Raw genomic sequence first — 20,878 nt, 5'->3', positions numbered from 1 at the left:
ACGTTTAATCGAATGGGCCTTGCCAAACGCATTATTCCCTGTCTGGATGTCACTAACGGGCGTGTAGTCAAAGGCGTCAATTTTGTCGAATTACGCGATGCTGGTGATCCTGTCGAAATTGCGCATCGATATGATGAACAAGGTGCTGACGAATTAACTTTTCTGGATATTACGGCCAGTTCTGATGACCGGGACCTGATACTGCACATTATAGAAGATGTCGCATCGCAGGTGTTCATTCCGCTTACTGTCGGTGGTGGAGTCCGCAAAGTTGATGATGTCCGGCGATTGCTCAATGCCGGTGCAGACAAAGTCAGTATCAACACATCGGCTGTTCTGAATCCTCAGCTGGTTGCCGATGCCTCAGGTCATTATGGCGCGCAGTGCATTGTGGTCGCAATTGACGCCAAACGGGTTGAAACTCGGAATAATACACCACGCTGGGAAGTTTTCACACATGGCGGCCGGACACCAACCGGGCTTGAGGTAATTGACTGGGCAAAAAAAATGCAAAAACTGGGTGCAGGCGAGATTCTGCTGACCAGTATGGACAGAGACGGCACGCGAAACGGTTTTGATATTGAACTGACACGCGCTGTTTCGGACGCTATAGACATTCCTGTCATTGCCAGCGGCGGTGTCGGCAACCTGGACCATATGGTAGATGGCATTTTGAAAGGCCACGCAGATGCCGTACTGGCGGCGAGCATTTTTCATTACGGTGAACATACTATCGAGCAGGCCAAACAACGTATGGCCGAACATGGCATTGAAGTGCGCTTATAATGAAAAAAGTTTCCTACAATTTCACACTTTTACTTTTTTAATGACTTATGGCATCAACTTGGCTGAGTGAAATCAACTGGTCTGATGATGGATTGATTCCCGTTATCGCACAGGAAGTAAAAAGCGGTAAAGTTTTAATGGTCGCCTGGATGAACCGTGAGGCACTGAAATTGACGGTAGAAAAAGGTGAAGCCATTTACTGGTCGCGTTCGCGAAAAAAATTGTGGCATAAAGGTGAAGAATCTGGCCACACACAAAAAGTGATGGACATCCGTCTCGACTGCGATGGTGATGTATTATTATTAAGTGTTGAACAATCAGGTGGGATCGCGTGCCATACTGGCAGGCATCACTGTTTTTTCAGAAAACTGGAGTCCGACCAGTGGGTAATTACATCACCCATTCTTAAAAACCCGGATACAATCTACAAAAAATGACACAATCAGACATTCTGCATCGTTTATCCGAAACCATAGAAGCACGCAAGCAAGCTGATACTGATAACTCATATGTTGCCAAGCTGTTGAAAGAAGGGCAAGACAAAATTCTCAAAAAAATTGCCGAAGAATCAGCAGAAACACTCATGGCGTCAAAAGATGGTGATGCGCAGCATGTCGTACGTGAAACGGCTGACCTCTGGTTTCACTGTCTGATATTGCTTGCGCACCATGGATTAAAGCCTGAAGATGTTTTGCAAGAATTAGAAAAACGCGAAGGCGTATCAGGTATTGTTGAAAAAGCTTCACGGACAACAGAAAAAACAGGATAATCAACTGATGGATAACTGCATTTTTTGCAAGATCTTGCGTGAAGAAATTCCTGCACAGAAAATATATGAAGATGATGATCTTATTGCCTTCAATGACATCAATCCTGCTGCGTCGGTGCATTTTCTGATCATCCCCAGAACGCATATAGCATCGCTCATGGAATGTGAGAAATCAGATCAGCAATTACTCGGAAAAATGCTATTATTAGCACCCACGCTCGCGAAAGAACAAGGTTGTACAGATGGCTTTCGCACTATTATCAATACAGGTCGAGTAGGTGGACAGGAAGTTTTTCATTTACACATACATATTATCGGCAGTAAAGATCGCTTGCCTGCCATGATTCATAAAGGTTAGCACTCCATCAACTTAGTAATGACAGGCGCAGCGTTCACGAGGGGGCTACTTCACAATGAAGGCGCGTGAAGATAATTACCGTGAGACACTTGGCAAGTGCTGCCACGCAGTGATGTCGCAACCTGTGATTACCCGACAGGCCAGTTTTCCAGCGCTACTGATTGATGGAGCACTGGGAGGTTGTCTAAAAGAGTATTTGTAGCGGGATGTAGTAATTTCAGGCAGATTTTTTGATTATTTGAGACGAATAGTTATTTTATTTAGCGAGAACAATTATAAAAATGACCGGAATCGCTTTTTTGCACTAGCGCGGCCTGTAGTCGGACAATCTTCAGGTATTGTTCCATTTCCAATTATATAGGGAGGCAATAATGGGAACATTCAGCATTTGGCATTGGTTAGTGGTATTAGTAATTGTTGTTCTGGTTTTCGGCACCAAAAAACTGCGTAACCTGGGTGGTGATCTGGGCAGTGCCATCAAGGGTTTTAAAGAAGGGATGAAGGATGCCAGTTCTGAAACTGAAAACGCTTCTTCTCAGCCCTCTGATAAAAGCAGTTTAACATTTGACGATGATATCAAGGACACTACCGAAAGTACCCACGCCTTTAAGGAAGCAGTCAAATCAAAAGAAACCACAACCGCGTCCAATGACACAAAAGAAGAAGGCGAAAAAAAATCAGATAGCAACAATCAAGCTACTGACAGTGTACCCAAGGACAATTCACAATCTAAAGCATAGTGATTCCAACTTGCACGATACATAGCATCCAATAAATATCACCGTTTGCTATTTAGCGCAATATGACAACGCTTTCACTGTTAAGACAGTAACATGTTCGATATCAGCTTCTTTGAAATAATGATCATCTCGATGATTGCACTGATAGTCATTGGGCCTGAGCGCCTGCCACAAGTAGCGCGAACGCTAGGCCATCTGATCGGCAGGTGTCGGCAATTTGTGTACAGCGTCAAAACGGATATCCACAATGAAATACGTATGGAAGAATTGAAAAACATGCACAACACCATGCATGAAACAGTTCAATCAATTGAAGATTCCGTGCGAAAAGAAATTGACGAAATCAAATCAGCGACGGACATCGATTCAACGCAAGAAACGACCGAGGCCAAACCTGAGGCGGCCACTAACAAAGCAAAAACTGATTCACTGGCAAAGCCAGTCACTCAGGATTCACGCCAATTACGGCATGACACACCTGATAAAGACAACGCATCATCTTCACATGAATAGCTTCAATTACATGACCGTTCTCCATTCCGGTCGAACCATGCAATCTTATTTATAGCATGAGTATCCTGCTGTCGAATCGCAATGACTATTGAAGGCTCGCTTTTATCGCATCTGATCGAACTGCGCACCCGGCTCATTCGCATGCTGGGCGGTCTGATGCTCGGCTTTATACCCTGCGCTTTCTATGCACGGGAACTCTACACGATTCTGGCACAGCCACTTCTTGAGAAACTGCCGCAAGGCGGACAAATGATTGCTACAGATGTGGCAACACCGTTCTTTGTCCCAATGAAGGTCGCCATGATGCTCGCCTTTGTCATTACATTACCGCATACACTTTATCAAATGTGGGCTTTTATTGCACCCGGTCTTTATTCACATGAAAAACGCCTGGCGCTGCCGCTGGTATTCGCCAGCAGCCTGCTATTCTTTTTCGGTATGCTGTTCGCTTATTTCGCCGCTCTGCCACTGGTATTCGAGTTTATTACTTTTTTTGCACCGGAGGGTGTTGCGGTAATGACCGATATCAACAAATACTTAACCTTTGTGTTATCCATGTTTATGGCTTTCGGCATTACCTTCGAAGTCCCGGTCATAGTAATGGTGCTCGTCAAAACAGGCATCATCACAATTGACAAGCTTAAAGAAATACGCCCTTATGTCATCGTCGGATCGTTTGTCATTGCAGCTATTATCACTCCACCTGATGTGATATCGCAGTTCATGCTGGCCGTACCGCTCTGTTTGCTATACGAAGTGGGTATTCTCATCGCCGCCGTTACCTTTAAGAAAGTCAGGAACGACGGTAAAAGTAACATTCCGCCGCAACCTGAAAACGACAACTCCAAAAAATAGCAATTTTCATCCTAATTATTGCCGTTATCCACCTATACACTGCGTGTAACGATCTCGACCATCTGAAACGAGCCGGGAGAAACTTTGCAACACACGCGGTGTTCAAACAGGAAATTACCGTTAATGCTTGCAAACAACAAGCATACTTAACCAAAGGACACGACAATGTTATCCAGATACGCAACATGGGCGATTCAAAACTTATTTATCTTTATTGCTATTTTTTATACAACCCAGGTAACAATGGCAGAGTCCGGCAGCCTGGGTGCATCAACACAGCACCAACCGATTGTACATTCTGCACAGCCGCCGATACCCACACCCGGGGTCAAACCGAACCCGGGCCTTCCAACCAGGGCCATGCACCGCACTGGCACAGCAATTATTGGCGCCCGGAACAGCGTCAGTATTAAAAGTACAGATGCCGGTATCATTCACTATCCTTCTGCTGCACCTGCAACACATGCGCCCAATGTATCTGGATCACCCTACGCCTCAAATTGCATCAATTGCGGCATTATCGATTTCATCAACAACATCAATCAGAATAACGTACTGAATGCAATGGCTAGTGGCATCGTGGCCGGCACTATCGCCAGAAAAATAGGCGAACATGGTGCACATCCGCATCCCCAGAATAACGCAGGCCGGGGACATTCGAGGCATAGTGGACAACAGCACTATCATGTCGGCATCATCATGCATGACGGCAGTCAGCAAGTCATTACCGTCCCTGACGCGTCCCAACTGCATCGCGGCGATAGAATTCAATTGATTGACGGCATGATAGTCCCAGAACACACTGTCGGCCGATAAAAACACAGCATAATCCACTTGATTTGTTGGCAGCGGCCACCATATGATAAGCACTGCTTTTAAATTCAATATTCACATCGGTTCACTGGTTTCATCTGCCAATAATGAGGGAATATCTTGATGAACACTGCGACGCCTAAACAAATCGAACTACCCATTGAAGGCATGACCTGTGCAGCCTGTGCAACACGCATCGAAAAAAATCTGAATAAGCTGCCTGGTGTCGAAGCTGCGGTTAATTTCGCCAGTGAAAAAGCACGCGTGCATTATGATGACGGACAGATAAAAACAGACAATCTTATCGAAGCTATCGAGAAATCAGGGTTCCACATTGCACCGCAATCGGTGCAGTTGCAACTGCATAAAATGACATGTGCAGCATGTGGCGGACATATTGAAAAAGCTTTAAACAATCTGCCTGGTGTAACCGCTCATGTCAATGTCGCTACCGAAACCGCCAAAGTTACTTTTATACCGGGATTGGCAGCCATCGACCAGTTGATCGCTGCAGTTGAAAATGCGGGCTATGGTGCCAATGAAATCAGCGAATCAAGTCATGCTGAAGAAAAGGCACGCCGTCAGGCCGCTTATCAGGCTGAATTGCGCTTGTTCTGGATATCGGCCATGCTCACTTTGCCACTGGTGCTGCAAATGGGTGCGATGTTCACTGGTCACGGTATGGCGGCAATGGACATAATACCCCGCTGGCTGCAATGGCTGCTGGCCACGCCGGTGCAATTCTGGATTGGCAAACGTTTTTATATCGGTGCCTGGCATGCATTGCGCGGCGGCGGGGCAAATATGGACGTATTGGTCGCATTAGGCACCAGCATGGCTTACATCTTTAGTGCAGTCGTCACGCTGTTTTCACTCGACCAGCATATTTATTTTGAAGCCAGCGCAGCGATTATCACCCTGGTATTACTCGGCAAACTCATGGAAGCACGCGCCAAAGGCAAAACATCCGAAGCCATAGAGGCGTTGATCAAACTGCAACCCAAAACAGCTCGTATTGAACGTGATGGCAAAGTTTGTGAAATACCCACCGATAGTCTGCAAGTCGACGATATTTTTATCGTACGTCCCGGTGAAAGTCTGCCTGTAGATGGCGTAGTGATTGAAGGCACATCAAACGTCAATGAATCGATGCTTACAGGAGAGAGTCTGCCCGTCAGCAAACAACCTGAATCAAAGGTATTTGCGGCAACCATGAATCAACAGGGCCTGCTCAAATGCCGTGCAACCAGTGTCGGTGCACATACGCAACTCGCGGCTATTATCCACCTGGTTGAAGAGGCGCAAGGCTCAAAAGCACCGATTCAACGCATGGCGGACACAATCTCCGGTATTTTTGTGCCGATTGTCGTTGTCATCAGCCTGTTTACGCTGGGCATTACCTGGTGGTGGACAGGTGTTTTCGTAACAGCACTTATCCACGCTGTAGCTGTGTTGGTCATCGCCTGCCCATGCGCACTGGGTCTAGCAACACCAACTGCCATTATGGTCGGAACCGGACGCGGAGCGCAGGTCGGCGTTCTGGTCAAAAATGCGGCTGCACTCGAGCATGCCGAAAAAATTCAAACGGTTATCGTGGATAAAACCGGTACGCTAACCGAAGGCAAACCGGCAGTCACTGACAGTGTACCTGTAGATACAATCAGTGAGCAGGATTTCATACAAATTGCCGCCTCATTGGAGCAAGGCTCCGAGCACCCACTTGCCAAAGCGGTGCTGGAACGCGCTGAAAAAATGAATATTACACTCAAACCGGTAACTGATTTTACGGCTATCACCGGCAGCGGCCTCAAGGCTTGTATTGAAGGCACCCAATATCTGCTTGGTTCACCCAAATTTTTAACCCAACAAAGTGCCATCCTGGACGAAGAAAAAGTTACTGCCCTTCAATCGGCGGGTAAAACAGTCGTCGCCATTGCTGCTATAACAAATGACAAACCGCGCACCCTGGGTTACCTGGCCATCGCCGATCGCTTGCGCGACACATCCAGCAAAGCTGTTAAACGACTGCAAAATATGGGTATTCACGTTGTCATGCTCACCGGTGATAATACCGTGACCGCCGAAGCGATTGCCAAACTTACAGGCATTAGCGAATTCCGCGCCGAGGTGCTGCCGCAAGACAAAGCTGTAGAGGTAAAAAAACTAAAAGAAAGCGGCCGTTTTACCGCCATGATCGGTGACGGTATCAATGACGCCCCTGCACTCGCGGCGGCAGATGTCAGCTTCGCCATTGGCGCCGGTTCCGATGTTGCCATTGAAGCAGCCGACATCACATTGATTCGCAACGATCTGATGAGTGTCGCTGATGCCATTTCGCTATCGCGCGCCACCCTCAGGAAAATCCGTCAAAACCTGTTCTTCGCTTTTGTTTATAATTCACTTGGTATTCCACTGGCGGCGATCGGCATGCTGAATCCGGTCATCGCTGGTGCCGCTATGGCAATGAGTTCGGTATCAGTCGTCAGCAACTCATTACTCCTAAAGCGCTGGCAGGCAAATCAATAAAGGAAGACTCAACATGCAAACAACCACAACTACACTCAAAATACAGGGTATGACATGCGGTGGCTGTGTCAATAGTGTCAAAACCGTCCTTAAAAATCAGACCGGCGTTGAGAAAGTTGAAGTATCTCTTGATGCAGCACAGGCCATCATTGTGCATGATCCAGCCAGTGCCAGCATCGATCATTTAAAAAAAATAATTGATGATGCAGGTTTTGAAGTCACCAATTGACGAGCTATCACGTCATTTTACCAAGCGTCCATCGCACAATTTCTGCTGCATTCATCGCACCCGGATGACGCGCAACTTCATGACCCTGCCGGAATAACACCAACGTTGGAATGCTGCGGATACCAAATTGCGCACCAAGCGTATGCTCGGCATCGGTATTCACCTTTGCCAGCCGGACTTTTGGTTCCAGTTGTGCAGCAGCTTGCGCAAATTGTGGCGCCATGATCTTGCAAGGCCCGCACCACGGCGCCCAAAAATCAACCATTACTGGAATATCACTTTGGTTGATATGCTTTTGAAAACTGGCTGATGTCAGCGCCACGGGTTGACCGTCAAACAGCAATCGATGACATTTGCCGCATTTCGGCCCTTCATTCAACCGCGCAGAAGGAACACGATTAGCAACGTCGCAATATGGACAAACAAGCAAGGCCGATTCAGACATTGTGCTTTGTCATGACAATTTTAGAGAATAATGAATGAAACCCAATAACTAAACCCACGAAATTATAAATTCCGTTTATAAAACCGAAGCGTATCACTATACAAGGCATTAAGTGAATCCTGGTGGAAGTAGAACATATGTCCGCCATGATAAACATTAAGCTCAATATTACGGCTTATTTTTGGATCCAGCGCCATTTGCCTGATTAATATTTCAGAAGCAAAGTAAGGCGTTACCAAATCAAACACACCATGTACAATCTTTACACGCATATCCGGATTCAGACTCATGGCCAGCTTCAAATCAGAAACCGCCTCGGCAAAACCCTGTTGGCCATGAATCCCCGATCGCCAGTTCCAGGCACTGGATACATCTTTATTGAGAAGTAAATAAGGTAATTCAGACTTAAATGTTAAATGTTTGCGCACATAACTGTTAAAGGCCGCCGTAACAGGCGCATTAAGCCTGTCAAGATAGAGATCGCGGCCACTCATAAACTGTTTAGCAGGATCCGGATCAATCAGTGTTATTGATCCGTCATATAAACTCAGCAAGCGGCGCTGGTCGGCAAGAAGTGTCTTAACAAAGCGCGCCGCCGAAATACGTCCTGTAGAACGCTGTAAAGTATCCTTATCCAAGGCGATGATGTTGCTGACCTGATCTAGCCAATCAGGTTCAGGCGTTCCTGCCGCCAGCCCACTCAGATACCCCGTTAAGGCGAAACGCTCCACCTCTATCAGTGTATCTCGCGGCCGTTCGGCTATATAATCGACCTGATCGCTGCGCTGATGAATCGCAGCCACCGCCGCATAGCTTGGCAGCAAAGACACCCATGGCCACAGACTGTACTCGCCGCCCCATATAAAACTGAAATCCAGCGCCGGCGAGATCAGAATCAAGCCGCTTGGTGCGATACCATAATCCGCCTGTAACCGCCTGGAAAGGCGTGCCACCCGGAATCCGCCATAACTCTCTCCAGCCAGATAAACAGGCGACAGCCATCGATTCTCTTCAGTGAGATAGTTACGAATAAAGCGAGACAGCGAATGAACATCTTCCTCAACACCCCAGAATTGTGACCGGCCGTGTACTTGTTTGTCCGATGCTGATTGACTTGTTTTCTTACTCCCGGATTTGCGGCTGTAACCCGTCCCAACCGGGTCAACAAATACCAGGTCAGTAAAAGCCAGCCAGCTTTTCGGATTATCCACGATGCGGGTCGGTGTAGGCACTGTCCCGTTTTTATTAAATACGACACGTTTCGGTCCCAGTGCGCCAAGATGCAAATAAGCGGACGCTGCGCCGGGGCCGCCATTAAACACAAAAGTCAGCGCCCGGCGCTGCTGATCCGGCTGGTTCATTGTATAAGCAACGTAAAAAATTTGACCTGCAGGTTTGAACTGCTTGTCATGGACAGTTACCGATGCGGCAGTCGCCGTATAATCAAGCGTTGCCTGACCTGATTTGAAAATATGTGTAGTTACGGATTGATTCGCTAAATCAGATGCGCGCGCTTCACTCGGAGATTCTTGCTTTACTCCAGTCTCTTCCTCTGCGCTCATAGCTACCGGCATCTGCACCAAACCGATCCAGACAATAATCACTATCAACATCAGCTGTGAAATCAATTAAACCTCCCCATTCTGATTCATTCTTTAACGCCGTCCATGTGCCGTTTGCCCCCGTTACACTTCGTTTTCATATTGCAGGATGTAATGATCACAAAGCACTACCTAAGTAGCATTCATGATCAATGTAAAACTGCATGGCAAAGCATTTCATTCATTACACCTTATCTTTAAGCTTTGCACTCAATGACATCTGGCAAGACAAAAACAGAGACGGCTATCCAAGAAGAGGGGTTCGCCGATCAATCTGACCACGGCCCGAATGCTGACTCGTCCAGTTTGATGTCCTGTTTTCTGGAGATATTTAACGAATGATAAGATGTTTTCGGACATACATTTTGTTTTATATTACACATTAATTCGATGATTATACACTTTGCCGTCAGCTACAAATTATCCCATACTGGTATTCGCATGTATTCGACAACAAGGCCGAATATGATTTGAATATCCCCATACTCAAGGTAAAATATCTGGCCTCTTATCTTTGGGGTCTTAAGACGCCATCATCAACCATGATATTAGATAAGTGTACACATGCTTAAAGCGCTGAAATTCATTCAGAGTTGTACTGGAAAATCATCAACGCTTACTTTGCTGTTGCTGATAACGGCGATACAAGAATACTTATAATAATATGTTTGAAATCATTGCTAATTTTTCACACTGGGCACAACTGTCTGCTAATTTAATTCTGTTTGGCAGTTTTTTTTTCCTCGCTATTGTCTGGCAAAAAAAGGGGGTACTGGAACATCCCGCATCTTGGCTGGTTCATCTGGAAAAAATTTTTCCCTGGCTGGCTGGCGTAGTTGTGTTGGGCCTGATAGGCATTCTGGCCACTACGACCGGTGAAGCCACGGGTCATATAGCCAATACCTGGAATCCAGATGCATGGATAAAATTTGTTCAACGGACACAGGTCGGCTTGATCGCTTTTGTCCGGATATTACTCGCTGCTTCTCTGCTTGCTACAGTTGCACTCGTTCTGCGTAAAAACCGGCAGCGCTGGCATTATGTTGTTTGTGCCTTTGCGGCCTCGCTTCCCTTGATAGCAGGAACATTTGTCAGCCATTCGAGCGCGGATGAAATGTCTTTTGTAGCCATTGCGCCGTTTGCACTGCACATTCTGCTGGCAGGCGTATGGTTTGGCGCACTCCCCGCTTTTTTGCTGATTGTACTTAACAGCCAGCACGAAAGCGATAAAATCACGCGCTTGTTAAATGCATCGTTTCTCAATCAATTTTCCACCATCGCCCTGCCCGTCATGTTTTTGTTGCTGGCAACCGGCCTGATCGTAGCCGATCGCATGGTTGAAGGTTATTACCATACACTTGTTTCCAGTCCTTATGGCTGGCTATTAAATTTTAAGCTGCTCATATTGGCGATTATTCTGATAATTGCCTATCAGGCACGATACAAATGGTTGCCTTTGATTTCCCAAGTGGATATAACTGACCAAATAAAGGACAGTATTACGCATCTTAAAAAATGGGTGCGTATTGAGTTTATTCTTGCATTAGCATTGATGCTGGTTGCCACCGTATTAGCCAATACGCTTCCCGCCAAGCATACGATTATCGAAAACTGGCCTTTTCCATTTCGATTCGCTTTTGAGACAGCATCTGAAGAATCCATTGACGAAGAACTGTTTTGGTTTGGTACCGCATTGTTTTTCGTCGCGCTGAGCATAGCCTGGATCGGAATACAATTGCACTGGAGCTGGAAGAAAACGATTTTTGCGCCGGGTGTACTGACGCTCACTGCAATGGGAATAGCGTTACCCCCTGTTACAATAGAAGCTTACCCTGAGACTTATCTTAAACCGCTGATCCCGTTCGATGCCATTTCAATATCGCATGGCGCACGCTTGTATGCCGAACATTGCGCCGATTGTCACGGTCCCCAGGGAAAGGGCAACGGTGCGCTTGCCGGAACACTATCTTCCGGGCCGACTGACCTGCTGACGGAACCGCACACAAGAAGACATACCGTTGGCAATTTTTATCATTGGATAGCAAATGGCATCCCTGGAACTGACATGTCTGGTTTTTCTGAAACGCTGTCCGAAGATGATATCTGGGATGTGATTAATTTTCTCCATGCTCTTTCACGCGGTTTTGATGCACGCCTGCTTGGCACCATGATTCTCCCGGAAACCCCCGCTATTGCTTCACCTGTATTTTTCTACGCTGCAAATGACGGCTCCAGTGGTGATTTAAAGGATTTTCGCTTGGAAAAAAATGTCATTCTAGTTTTCTTTTCCTGGCCGCAATCGCACCAGCGCTTACTTCAGTTAAAACATTTTTATGAAAAAGTCTCGCGCGATCACAACACTGAAATCCTTGCAATTCCCATGCAAAAACTCACCGATCAAGAAATGGAGGCTATCATCGATGTCGTTCCTTTTCCCATCGTGACTGAAGGCTGGTCTCAGATAAGAGACACTTATTTACTCTATCGCCGGGTCAGGACTGTACCGGATTTAAGCGGGCCCGGCATGACACCGGTCCATATGGAATTTATGATTGATCGCTTTGGTTATCTACGCGCAAGATGGAACGCGCAATTCGAAGGCTTTGGCTGGCAAAACTTTAGCGCGCTATCCCAGCAACTGGATTTACTCAGTTCGGAAGACGAAATTATGCCACCGCCAGGTGATCACGCGCATTAAGATATCATTGAAAAATGTTTTCGGGGCAGGCATACAAGTCAAAATGGCAACGCAGATAGTTTTTCAACGGCACTGTTGAAGTGCAGACGCCGGCGCCGTTCGGTTCTGATTCATCCATATAATTGACGCCTGAGTCCGCAGCGATTCAAAATAGTCGCACTGATTTCCTCAATGGAAATACGTGTCGTATCCAGATGAGGAATATTGTATTGACGAAACAGTGATTCCTGCCACTGAATTTCATGCTGACACTGCGCCAGTGAAGCATATGTACTATTAGGCCGACGTTCCTGCCGAATGAAATGTAGTTGCGCTGCACTGAGCGTCAGACCGAATAATTTCGCTCTGGCATTTTGCAAAACTTTTGGTAACTGCATGACCTGCATATCATCTTGCGTCAACGGATAATTGGCTGCAGCAATACCGTACTGCAATCCTAAATAAAGACAGGTCGGCGTTTTACCGGATCGCGAAACACCGATCAGAACGATATCGGCTTCTTCGAAGCTCTTAGGATTAACACCGTCATCATGCGCGAGCACATAGTTAATTGCGGCAATGCGTTTGAAATACGACAGATGATGCTGTAGACCATGTGATCGTCCGGCCATACGTGCGAACGGCAAACGCAATTCTTCCTCAATAGGACAAATAAATGCTTCAAAAAAATCAAATACACGGCAATTTGCCTGTTTAATGATCTCAAGAAATTCAGGATTTAGCAATGTGCTGAATACTAAAGGTTTATGATCTTCACATTCGGCGATTTCGTTAATTTGCCTGGTGACGTTATGCGCTTTCTCGATATCATCCAGAAAAGGCACATTGATCGTGTTCCATTCAATGCCATCAAATTGCGTCAACAAACTGTGGCCGAGCGTCTCGGCCGTAATGCCGGTACGGTCGGATAAGTAGAAGACAGTGCGCTTTTGATTAACCATCCTGCATGCTGAATTTTGCTAAATCAAGCCATGTCTGCATCACTGAATCGGGATTGAGCGACAGGCTGCTGATTTTCTGTTCGAACAACCAGGCTGCAAAATCCGGGTAATCCGAAGGCCCTTGTCCGCAAATGCCAATGTATTTACCTTGCTTGTGGCAGGCGTCAATGGCCATTTTTAACAATCTTTTCACAGCAGGATTTCTCTCATCAAATAAATGAGAAACCAACGCGGAATCCCGATCAATACCCAACGTTAATTGGGTCATATCATTAGAGCCAATGGAAAAACCGTCAAAATACTGTAAAAATTCTTCCGCGAGTATTGCATTGGATGGGATTTCACACATCATGATCAACCGCAAACCGTTGTTGCCACGCACAAATCCCTGCGAAGCGAGCAATGCTGTTACCTGGTCAGCTTCATTCAGCGTCCGGCAAAATGGAATCATAATTTCGACATTAGTTAAACCCATTTCATCACGCACTTTACGCAACGCCCTGCACTCCAATTCAAAACAATCCTTAAAATCATCCGAAAGATAACGTGATGCGCCGCGAAAACCGATCATCGGATTTTCTTCATGAGGTTCGTAGCGATCACCTGCAATCAAATTTGCGTATTCATTTGATTTAAAATCGGAAGTACGTACGATGACAGCATTGGGGTAAAACGCCGCAGCCAGCATTGCAATACCTTCAGCGAGCTTTTCCACATAAAAATCAACCGGACTCGCATAACCTGCAGTACGGCTGCCAATTTCATTTTTCAGATCAACGGGCAATTGGTCAAACTCCAGTAATGCTTTGGGATGAATACCAATCATATTGCTGATAATGAATTCCAGCCTTGCTAGTCCGACACCCTGATTCGGGATGCGTGAAAATGAAAAAGCATAAGACGGGTTACCAACATTCATCATAATTTTGACAGGCAATTCCGGCAACTTACCCGCATCTACCGTGCTATGCTCAAATTTCAATAGTCCTTCATATACATAACCGGTATCACCCTCAGCGCACGATACGGTAACCTGCGCGCCGTCTTTGATGCAAGCCGTTGCATCGCCGCAACCCACTACCGCGGGAATCCCCATTTCCCTCGCGATAATTGCCGCATGACAAGTGCGGCCTCCACGATTGGTTACAATAGCGGCCGCCCGCTTCATAATAGGCTCCCAGTCCGGATCCGTCATATCAGTTACCAACACATCACCCGCCTGAATTTTGTTCATTTGGTCAATGCCCGTGATCAAACGCGCCGCTCCCTGACCTATTTTCTGTCCGATCGCCCGGCCTTCAGCCAGCGCCGCACCTTTCTCTTTCAATTTGAAACGTTCCAGCCCTGTACTGCTGCGACTTTCAACAGTCTCGGGACGGGCCTGCACAATATACAACTGTCCATCCGAACCGTCCAAAGCCCACTCAATATCCATTGGGCGTCCATAATGCTGTTCAATAATCACAGCCTGACGTGCCAGTGTCTCAACCTGACTGTCGGACAAGGCAAAACGCGTGCGCCGGTCAAATTCCACGTCACGAATGATTGTGGCGTCACTCTGATTGTTTTTCCGATCACTGTAAATCATTTCGACGGTTTTAGTGCCTAAGCGCCGCGAAAGAATTGCTGGATTACCTTCAGCCAGTACACGCTTGTAGACATAAAATTCATCAGGGTTAACGATGCCTTGCACGATGGTTTCTCCCAGTCCATACGCGGCGGTGATGAAAACGGCATCACGGAAACCCGATTCGGTATCCAACGTAAACATTACGCCACTTGCACCAAGATCACTGCGTACCATTTTCTGAATACCTGCTGACAAATACACTTTATCATGCGGGAATTGTTGATGAACACGATATGCAATGGCTCGATCGTTATACAGCGAAGCAAACACTATTTTGATGGCCTCAAAAAGATGATCCAGACCGCTTACATTCAATAAAGTCTCCTGCTGACCCGCAAACGAAGCATTGGCCAAATCCTCAGCGGTGGCCGAAGAACGCACAGCAAATGAAACTGCATCCTGGTCAGCATTGCTTGCCAGCAGTTTTTCGTATGCCTGCGAGACTGCCTGTATAATCGGATTCGGCAGTGTGGCGTCAAGCATCCAGCCGCGAATCGTTTTGCCTGCTGTAGTGAGTGCATCAATATCGTCAACATTCAGCCCGTTCAATAAATGATTAATACGATCAACAAGATCGTTAGCAATCAGAAATTCCCGATAAGCCTCAGTTGTAGTCGCAAAACCACCCGGTACATTAACGCCTGTTTGAGATAGATGACTGATCATTTCACCCAGGGACGCATTTTTACCGCCAACGATGCCGACATCGCTCATAGTCAACTGATCAAACCATACAATATATCCAGTCATTATAAAAACCACTCCCATCAACTAAAATTGGTCATAATTGCTGAAAAAAATATCCACGCACCGTTTTATAAACCTGTTAATACATCATCAATACAGTAATTACACATATATATTAGCCTATAGTTCGAGGGCTTGTCTGTTTATAAAACAATTCGAACATTAGTATTGGGACATGGAACGACTATCTGAGAAATGACAAATCACCCTGTTCAATAGCCGGTTTATAGTAGTAAACAGATACAATCTCCATCGCACTTTCGAGTGGACCATAAGCACGACCCAGGACTAAATGATGTTTATGAGGATTGCACATAACAGGTGTCGATATTTTGATCAGTACGGGATTAATTGTTATTCGGGTTAATGGCTTACAATTACATCAGGTAGGTTCCTTCGTTTTTCGATATTGAGGCGCAACATAGCGTTATTTTATGAAGTCGTAGATGTACCGGGATCTGACTCGATTATTCTGCTTATCTGTTACCTCCCAAAAAACTCTGCACATTGACAGACGGGAAACAGGCATGAGCAACAGACTTGTTCACATGGATGCAGGAATGTAACAATACGTTAAATCGGTCTCTTATGATAAAAATTAGAATCACAGAATCAGCCTAAAATTATATCCCTGGCGACAGCAACCGAGTGTGAGGACTTGTTTGCATTATTATCAAATCAAGACGTGTAATTTTGTTTGCTTCACAGGAATATGAATATGTGTTCACATTATTTAAGAAAGAAGCTCAAAAAATCTTCATTTTTTACTTGTGTATTTTCATAAATAACCTCAGATTATCAAGATAGTGTTTTTATTCTGTATTAAACTAAAGCGCTTAAGGAAACAGGAAAAAGTTTTGCCTTGATCTACAAACAATGAGGGCTACAACATGAAAAATTTTACAGCTAATTTAGTTATCTGTTTTTTCACACTTTTCCTCAACAGTCAAATCAATGCATCCGGCTTTTTTGGCAGCAGTGATTCTGAAGGGAAATCAGGCCTAATGGCTGAAGCAATCAAATATGCAGAACTGGCCAAAACTCATAAAGCACATCCGGAAGAAATTCACGAATACGCCAAGATGAGTCTTGAATATGTCAAAAAGGCTGAAATACAAGCAATTGAGCATGACAATACTCAAGCAAGAACTCATATAACAGAATCGCTCAGACGCCTGGTCGAAGCGATAAAACACGCCAGAATGGGGCATGCACGCATCGCTACCGAATACATTGATGATGCTTTGGTTGAAATGTATCAATTGACCGATAATTGATTGAAAGTTTTTTCGGAAGACTGTGGCATTAAAAACTCTAGAGTCCACGTCTTATAGACGCGGATTGTTAAATCGTGACATGCCGTATTGTTAATATCAAACAGCACCACAGATAACGGATTTTCGTTTATTTGTCGTTTCTAATTTGAGACAAAAAATATACCTAAAAATCAAAGTACTGTAATTTTTATCTTTATTTATTACGAATTTAACGACACCCGAATCACTTCTGCTAGTTTAACCCACTGTTTTTTTTATGTCAAACCATTATGGCATGAAAATTGCTTATGTTTTTCTGCACGAAGTGCTTTTTCAAATGCACTCATCAACAGTATTTATTCATTAGTTGATAGGGTAACAACAAAGCACCTTCGTAATGACGTTCATATGGTTTATTGATGAATTATACTGCTTTTTCTTTATAAACAGTTAATTCTCATATTATTCAAAACATTAAACAGGAGTATGTTCAATTTATGTCACAGGCAACTATTTATGAACAGTTTATGCTGGAACTTATTAATGCAGAGCGCAGCAAAACGGGGACTCAGCCACTTGCTTTTAACAGTGATCTCAACGAGTCATCCGAGGCACACAGTTCCTGGATGATTGCAACGGATACTTTTTCACATACAGGTCTCGGCGGGTCCAATCCGGGTGATCGAATGACCGCTGCAGGATACAGCTTTTCAGGTTCCTGGACCTGGGGTGAAAATATTGCCTGGATGAGTACACGCGGGCCTGCCGGCCTGGCTGACGAAGTGCAGCAGTTACATACCATGCTTATGAACTCTGCAGGTCATCGGGCAAATATACTCAATGGTTCCTTTAGGGAAATCGGCGTAGGATTCGAAGTGGGTGAATTTCAGCGATTCGAAGGTGCTTTTGTAACACAGAACTTTGCGCGCACAGCATCAAACTCATTCCTGACCGGAGTAGCTTTTGATGACCGGGATAGCGATCAACATTATGATATTCATGAAGGACTGGGTAATATCACTATTACTGCCAAAAACAATAGTACTGGTACAGTCAATACAACATCCACTAATCAAGCTGGCGGATATAGCCTGGAGTTAATCCCAGGAAATTATACAGTCAATTTTTCCGGTAACGAAATTGCGACAACCAGTCAGGTTATTAGCATCGACAGTCGCAATCTGAAACTTGATTTAATAGATCCAGCTTACGGTAACGACAACCCCGCACCTCAGCCGGCACCGGCACCTGTCCCCGACCCAATACCTCAGCCACTACCAGAACCAAAATTGAATACAATAACCGGCACATCAAGTTCTGACAGATTGACAGGTACTGTTAATAATGATGAACTTCTGGGACTTCGTGGTAATGATTTACTTCTGGGTCACGCCGGAAACGACCAAATTGATGGCGGCAGCGGTATGGACATGTTATTCGGCGGCGATGATGCCGACATTCTCACCGGCGGGCCCGGGCGCGATTATTTTGTATTCGACGCGCCTTTTATTGGTGCAGTAGATACGATTACTGATTTCAAACATGCTTACGACAAAATAATTCTTGATGATAGCGTGTTTGACAATCTGGATCTGGGCAGATTGCGCTCATCCGACTTTACTACAGGTACTGAAGCACGCGATGCAACAGACATGATTATTTACAACGCGCAAACAGGTGAGCTCTATTATGACTCTGACGCTACAGGCGCTGCAAATGCGGAGCAATTTGCACAACTAACACCAGGCCTGAACCTCACATACCTGGATTTTTATGTAATCTGACAAAGTACATCTAAACAGAATTGATAAAACATCCCGCACATATCATGTTATAGTGCACATGCAACACTTAAATAAGAGTAGTAAGGTAATACTTTTTTATAAATTTCTATTAACAAGGCTACAAACAATGAAACTTTCATCAATTTTTGTAATTATATTCGCGCTGACATTGGTTGCTTGTGGTGGACCTTCTGCACCAGAGAGTGCTCAATCTGAAGGTTATGGTACAACACATGAAGGCAAACCAGCTGAAGGTCGTAACGCACTTCCTGAAGACTGATAATAGCCTGGATGTTTTTTGTACAATTTATCGTTATTGCTTAACAGTCAGAACGATATGCTGCAAAAACATACATAAGAGCCAATGGGGTCAGATTTTTTGTGTGACCCCATTTTTACCTTAATCAAGTAAAAACTACAAATCCATAACAAAGTTTAATCTATATAAACTATAGATTCATCGACACTTCACTACTGCATCACCTCCCCTTAGGAAACGCAAAACCATAGATATAAAATCACGAGTCATATCATGTGTTTTATCTCCGGAGTCTGATGAATCCTGCTTTTATCTTTTGATCTTTTTTTATTCCGATAGTTATTCTCAATTCGTTATCTGTCACATTCACAAACACTTGCCTTACGCATTCTTAAATATAATGCGACAAGCTAGAATCAAATACCAAAAATGAGAAAAAATACTATATTTCAGAGGACTGGTTAGCTGCGTTGGAAGAGTATGAAGGGATATTGAACATGTAGTCAATTTTAAAAAATTCCTACAATTTAAACCAAGAACTGGAAGCAATCCGAGTGCAATGGGATGAAGCTTTGCAATATAGTCCTAATCTACCATCACTTATTCATGGCCTTGCTCAGACCCAAACCAGGAAATCAGTTTAGCCAAAGTCAAACAGCTGCCCCCCGCGAGGCGCCCTGCCCTGCTGGAACGCGCCACTGCCACCGTTACTCCAGTGCATTGAATAATTGAGTATCAACCAGCAAGCTATCGCCAGTAAGCGCACGCAAATCAGTTTCCCAGTTTTTGAGTTTATCGTGTGCATGCCGACGCTGAGTTGGCGTGGTGGTGTTGTGGATCCGCGCGATAAAATCACAAGTGTGTTCAGCCATTTCCTTCTGGTAAATACGGTAGTTCGGATCATCGGAATGATAGGTGTGTTTTACCAGCTGGCGAAGCTCAACAGCTGCCTGTTCTTGCGATACAGGTTCTTTGGTGAGTTGCTGCAGGATTGACAGCGTGATTTGTTGCCGGCGTTGGCGCTCAAACAGCCAAAATTCGGGATTGAAAGGCGAGGTTTCGATGCCGGCAATGATCAGATTGCGTTGTTTTTCATCAATAACACCATAAATATTTTCGATGCGTTTAACAGTACGTTTGATAGCGGCACTCAATCGATCTTTTGGATCCGGTTGCAGATATTTGCGGCGTAATTTATTATTACTTTTTGTATAACGTTTTTCCAGATAGCGCCGCTGTGTCTCACCCAAGCTCAATATTAGCGGTGTACTCAACTGCACTGCGTAATCGAAGGCCGGTGCGATGATGTCTTGCAGTTTCTCGGACCAGCCGCAAACCTGCTCAGATGTCAGCGGATCGCTGATCCGGCTGCGCACTACTGACAGCCAGTTCGCGTATTCAGGGAGTTGCTCGATGCGGTGCCAGTCAAACCATTGCCGAATAGCCTGTTTAGCATGCGGCTTTTGTGTACGGTCAAAATCGACATAACTATCAAGCCACCACCAAGTCAATTGTGGTCCGTGATCATATCCCAATCGTACTATGCTACAACCGCTAAATAATACTAGTACAGCGAGCGTTGCGATTTTTACAAACGTTTTTGGAATGACGCTCTTCATTCGGATCAGTATATATTAATTGACACTATGCCACTAAGTACTTGCAATAAAACTATCTGGATCATATCCAATTTACGCTACACGGAGATCATTATGTAAGGAGCGGACAGCCACTCGTTTTTTCGTTTACAACATCGTTAGTTCATAATCAAAAAACACCTGGCAGGTTGCTGGAAAACTACCTGCGTTGCCGCTGCTACGTTAAAAAACGGACCCAAATCACTCACTTATTTTACACAAACACCGATTTTTACTCGACATGTTATGCACCTCATTTTTTGGACCGACTTCCTGCCGTTCAAAATCTGC

20 protein-coding genes and 1 pseudogene are annotated in these 20,878 nt (G+C 45.1%); 15 read left to right on the top strand and 6 right to left on the bottom strand.

All coding sequences use genetic code 11. From position 1 onward, the window contains the following. Positions 1-12: 12 nt before the first annotated feature. The 11 genes and pseudogenes from hisF (at position 13) to C8R11_RS03960 (ending at position 7,589) form a co-directional block, all read left to right on the top strand. On the top strand, positions 13-786 hold the full coding sequence (gene hisF / locus C8R11_RS04005; RefSeq protein WP_107794576.1) for an imidazole glycerol phosphate synthase subunit HisF: 774 nt from the start codon (positions 13-15) through the stop codon (positions 784-786). A gap of 47 nt (positions 787-833) precedes the next feature. Further along, positions 834-1,223 (top strand): phosphoribosyl-AMP cyclohydrolase, encoded by a 390-nt coding sequence (gene hisI, locus C8R11_RS04000; RefSeq protein WP_107794575.1) that lies wholly within the window; start codon positions 834-836, stop codon positions 1,221-1,223. After that, positions 1,220-1,555: a phosphoribosyl-ATP diphosphatase gene (locus C8R11_RS03995; RefSeq protein ID WP_090697368.1), complete on the top strand. Its 336-nt coding sequence runs from the start codon at positions 1,220-1,222 to the stop codon at positions 1,553-1,555. Before hisI ends, C8R11_RS03995 begins: the two co-directional genes overlap by 4 nt. Before the next feature lie 7 nt (positions 1,556-1,562). Continuing rightward, the gene (locus tag C8R11_RS03990; protein ID WP_090697370.1) at positions 1,563-1,913 is read left to right on the top strand and encodes a histidine triad nucleotide-binding protein; all 351 of its coding nucleotides are present in this window, start codon (positions 1,563-1,565) and stop codon (positions 1,911-1,913) included. A 55-nt stretch (positions 1,914-1,968) separates the two neighbouring features. Beyond that, on the top strand, positions 1,969-2,115 hold the full coding sequence (locus C8R11_RS16040; RefSeq protein ID WP_181258150.1) for a hypothetical protein: 147 nt from the start codon (positions 1,969-1,971) through the stop codon (positions 2,113-2,115). A 169-nt stretch (positions 2,116-2,284) separates the two neighbouring features. After that, positions 2,285-2,441: pseudogene (gene tatA / locus C8R11_RS16635) on the top strand (Sec-independent protein translocase subunit TatA); the annotation flags it as partial. A 305-nt stretch (positions 2,442-2,746) separates the two neighbouring features. Continuing rightward, a complete protein-coding gene (gene tatB / locus C8R11_RS03980) occupies positions 2,747-3,166 on the top strand; it encodes a Sec-independent protein translocase protein TatB (RefSeq protein WP_107794573.1) in 420 nt (139 codons plus the stop codon). A gap of 81 nt (positions 3,167-3,247) precedes the next feature. Continuing rightward, the gene (gene tatC / locus C8R11_RS03975) at positions 3,248-4,021 is read left to right on the top strand and encodes a twin-arginine translocase subunit TatC (RefSeq protein ID WP_107794572.1); all 774 of its coding nucleotides are present in this window, start codon (positions 3,248-3,250) and stop codon (positions 4,019-4,021) included. A 165-nt stretch (positions 4,022-4,186) separates the two neighbouring features. Continuing rightward, entirely contained in the window at positions 4,187-4,837 is a 651-nt protein-coding gene (locus C8R11_RS03970; protein ID WP_107794571.1) for a hypothetical protein, read from the top strand. 120 nt (positions 4,838-4,957) lie between these two features. Then, on the top strand, positions 4,958-7,360 hold the full coding sequence (locus C8R11_RS03965; RefSeq protein WP_107794570.1) for a heavy metal translocating P-type ATPase: 2,403 nt from the start codon (positions 4,958-4,960) through the stop codon (positions 7,358-7,360). A 13-nt stretch (positions 7,361-7,373) separates the two neighbouring features. Further along, positions 7,374-7,589, top strand: coding sequence for a heavy-metal-associated domain-containing protein (locus C8R11_RS03960; RefSeq protein WP_090697383.1), 216 nt, complete (start codon positions 7,374-7,376; stop codon positions 7,587-7,589). Between the two features lie 7 nt (positions 7,590-7,596). Here the strand turns inward: C8R11_RS03960 and trxC are convergent, their stop codons facing one another. After that, positions 7,597-8,034 carry a thioredoxin TrxC gene (gene trxC / locus C8R11_RS03955; RefSeq protein ID WP_107794569.1) on the bottom strand — a complete coding sequence of 146 codons (438 nt, stop codon included), beginning with the start codon at positions 8,032-8,034 and terminating at the stop codon, positions 7,597-7,599. A 62-nt stretch (positions 8,035-8,096) separates the two neighbouring features. Further along, positions 8,097-9,662 (bottom strand): S10 family peptidase, encoded by a 1,566-nt coding sequence (locus tag C8R11_RS03950; RefSeq protein WP_146159068.1) that lies wholly within the window; start codon positions 9,660-9,662, stop codon positions 8,097-8,099. Positions 9,663-10,299: 637 nt separating this feature from the next. Here C8R11_RS03950 and C8R11_RS03945 point away from each other — a divergent pair. After that, the gene (locus tag C8R11_RS03945) at positions 10,300-12,333 is read left to right on the top strand and encodes a CopD family protein (RefSeq protein ID WP_107794567.1); all 2,034 of its coding nucleotides are present in this window, start codon (positions 10,300-10,302) and stop codon (positions 12,331-12,333) included. 110 nt (positions 12,334-12,443) lie between these two features. Here the strand turns inward: C8R11_RS03945 and ppsR are convergent, their stop codons facing one another. From ppsR to C8R11_RS16895, 3 genes are all read right to left on the bottom strand, one after another. Then, entirely contained in the window at positions 12,444-13,274 is an 831-nt protein-coding gene (gene ppsR, locus C8R11_RS03940) for a posphoenolpyruvate synthetase regulatory kinase/phosphorylase PpsR (RefSeq protein ID WP_107794566.1), read from the bottom strand. Further along, the gene (gene ppsA / locus C8R11_RS03935) at positions 13,267-15,654 is read right to left on the bottom strand and encodes a phosphoenolpyruvate synthase (protein ID WP_107794690.1); all 2,388 of its coding nucleotides are present in this window, start codon (positions 15,652-15,654) and stop codon (positions 13,267-13,269) included. The genes ppsR and ppsA overlap by 8 nt, the downstream gene beginning before the upstream one ends. Before the next feature lie 181 nt (positions 15,655-15,835). Next, complete coding sequence (locus C8R11_RS16895) at positions 15,836-15,967, bottom strand: hypothetical protein (RefSeq protein WP_280523863.1); 132 nt, start codon at positions 15,965-15,967, stop codon at positions 15,836-15,838. A 574-nt stretch (positions 15,968-16,541) separates the two neighbouring features. On the opposite strand from C8R11_RS16895, the gene smbP reads away from it, so the two are divergent. From smbP to C8R11_RS16035, 3 genes are all read left to right on the top strand, one after another. After that, positions 16,542-16,928, top strand: a complete 387-nt coding sequence (gene smbP / locus C8R11_RS03930) for a small metal-binding protein SmbP (RefSeq protein ID WP_107794565.1) — start codon at positions 16,542-16,544, stop codon at positions 16,926-16,928. 476 nt (positions 16,929-17,404) lie between these two features. Further along, on the top strand, positions 17,405-18,691 hold the full coding sequence (locus tag C8R11_RS03925) for a CAP domain-containing protein (protein ID WP_107794564.1): 1,287 nt from the start codon (positions 17,405-17,407) through the stop codon (positions 18,689-18,691). A 127-nt stretch (positions 18,692-18,818) separates the two neighbouring features. Continuing rightward, the gene (locus tag C8R11_RS16035) at positions 18,819-18,971 is read left to right on the top strand and encodes a hypothetical protein (RefSeq protein WP_170841571.1); all 153 of its coding nucleotides are present in this window, start codon (positions 18,819-18,821) and stop codon (positions 18,969-18,971) included. A 686-nt stretch (positions 18,972-19,657) separates the two neighbouring features. Here the strand turns inward: C8R11_RS16035 and C8R11_RS03920 are convergent. Continuing rightward, positions 19,658-20,485 (bottom strand): DUF6279 family lipoprotein, encoded by an 828-nt coding sequence (locus tag C8R11_RS03920; RefSeq protein ID WP_244907537.1) that lies wholly within the window; start codon positions 20,483-20,485, stop codon positions 19,658-19,660. Between the last annotated feature and the right edge of the window lie 393 nt (positions 20,486-20,878).

It is taken from the genome of Nitrosomonas aestuarii (genome assembly GCF_003046585.1).
Taxonomy (GTDB): domain Bacteria; phylum Pseudomonadota; class Gammaproteobacteria; order Burkholderiales; family Nitrosomonadaceae; genus Nitrosomonas; species Nitrosomonas aestuarii.
Note: the sequence above shows the minus strand (reverse complement) of the source record. Positions and strands in the feature narration are given on the sequence as shown.

Bases quoted from the DNA above. Each gene is read 5' to 3' on its own strand.
- hisF (WP_107794576.1), top strand. From the start codon at position 13: ATGGGCCTTGCCAAACGCATTATTCCCTGTCTGGATGTCACTAACGGG.
- hisI (WP_107794575.1), top strand. From the start codon at position 834: ATGGCATCAACTTGGCTGAGTGAAATCAACTGGTCTGATGATGGATTG.
- C8R11_RS03995 (WP_090697368.1), top strand. From the start codon at position 1,220: ATGACACAATCAGACATTCTGCATCGTTTATCCGAAACCATAGAAGCA.
- C8R11_RS03990 (WP_090697370.1), top strand. From the start codon at position 1,563: ATGGATAACTGCATTTTTTGCAAGATCTTGCGTGAAGAAATTCCTGCA.
- C8R11_RS16040 (WP_181258150.1), top strand. From the start codon at position 1,969: ATGAAGGCGCGTGAAGATAATTACCGTGAGACACTTGGCAAGTGCTGC.
- tatB (WP_107794573.1), top strand. From the start codon at position 2,747: ATGTTCGATATCAGCTTCTTTGAAATAATGATCATCTCGATGATTGCA.
- tatC (WP_107794572.1), top strand. From the start codon at position 3,248: ATGACTATTGAAGGCTCGCTTTTATCGCATCTGATCGAACTGCGCACC.
- C8R11_RS03970 (WP_107794571.1), top strand. From the start codon at position 4,187: ATGTTATCCAGATACGCAACATGGGCGATTCAAAACTTATTTATCTTT.
- C8R11_RS03965 (WP_107794570.1), top strand. From the start codon at position 4,958: ATGAACACTGCGACGCCTAAACAAATCGAACTACCCATTGAAGGCATG.
- C8R11_RS03960 (WP_090697383.1), top strand. From the start codon at position 7,374: ATGCAAACAACCACAACTACACTCAAAATACAGGGTATGACATGCGGT.
- trxC (WP_107794569.1), bottom strand. From the start codon at position 8,034: ATGTCTGAATCGGCCTTGCTTGTTTGTCCATATTGCGACGTTGCTAAT.
- C8R11_RS03945 (WP_107794567.1), top strand. From the start codon at position 10,300: ATGTTTGAAATCATTGCTAATTTTTCACACTGGGCACAACTGTCTGCT.
- ppsR (WP_107794566.1), bottom strand. From the start codon at position 13,274: ATGGTTAATCAAAAGCGCACTGTCTTCTACTTATCCGACCGTACCGGC.
- ppsA (WP_107794690.1), bottom strand. From the start codon at position 15,654: ATGACTGGATATATTGTATGGTTTGATCAGTTGACTATGAGCGATGTC.
- C8R11_RS16895 (WP_280523863.1), bottom strand. From the start codon at position 15,967: ATGTGCAATCCTCATAAACATCATTTAGTCCTGGGTCGTGCTTATGGT.
- smbP (WP_107794565.1), top strand. From the start codon at position 16,542: ATGAAAAATTTTACAGCTAATTTAGTTATCTGTTTTTTCACACTTTTC.
- C8R11_RS03925 (WP_107794564.1), top strand. From the start codon at position 17,405: ATGTCACAGGCAACTATTTATGAACAGTTTATGCTGGAACTTATTAAT.
- C8R11_RS16035 (WP_170841571.1), top strand. From the start codon at position 18,819: ATGAAACTTTCATCAATTTTTGTAATTATATTCGCGCTGACATTGGTT.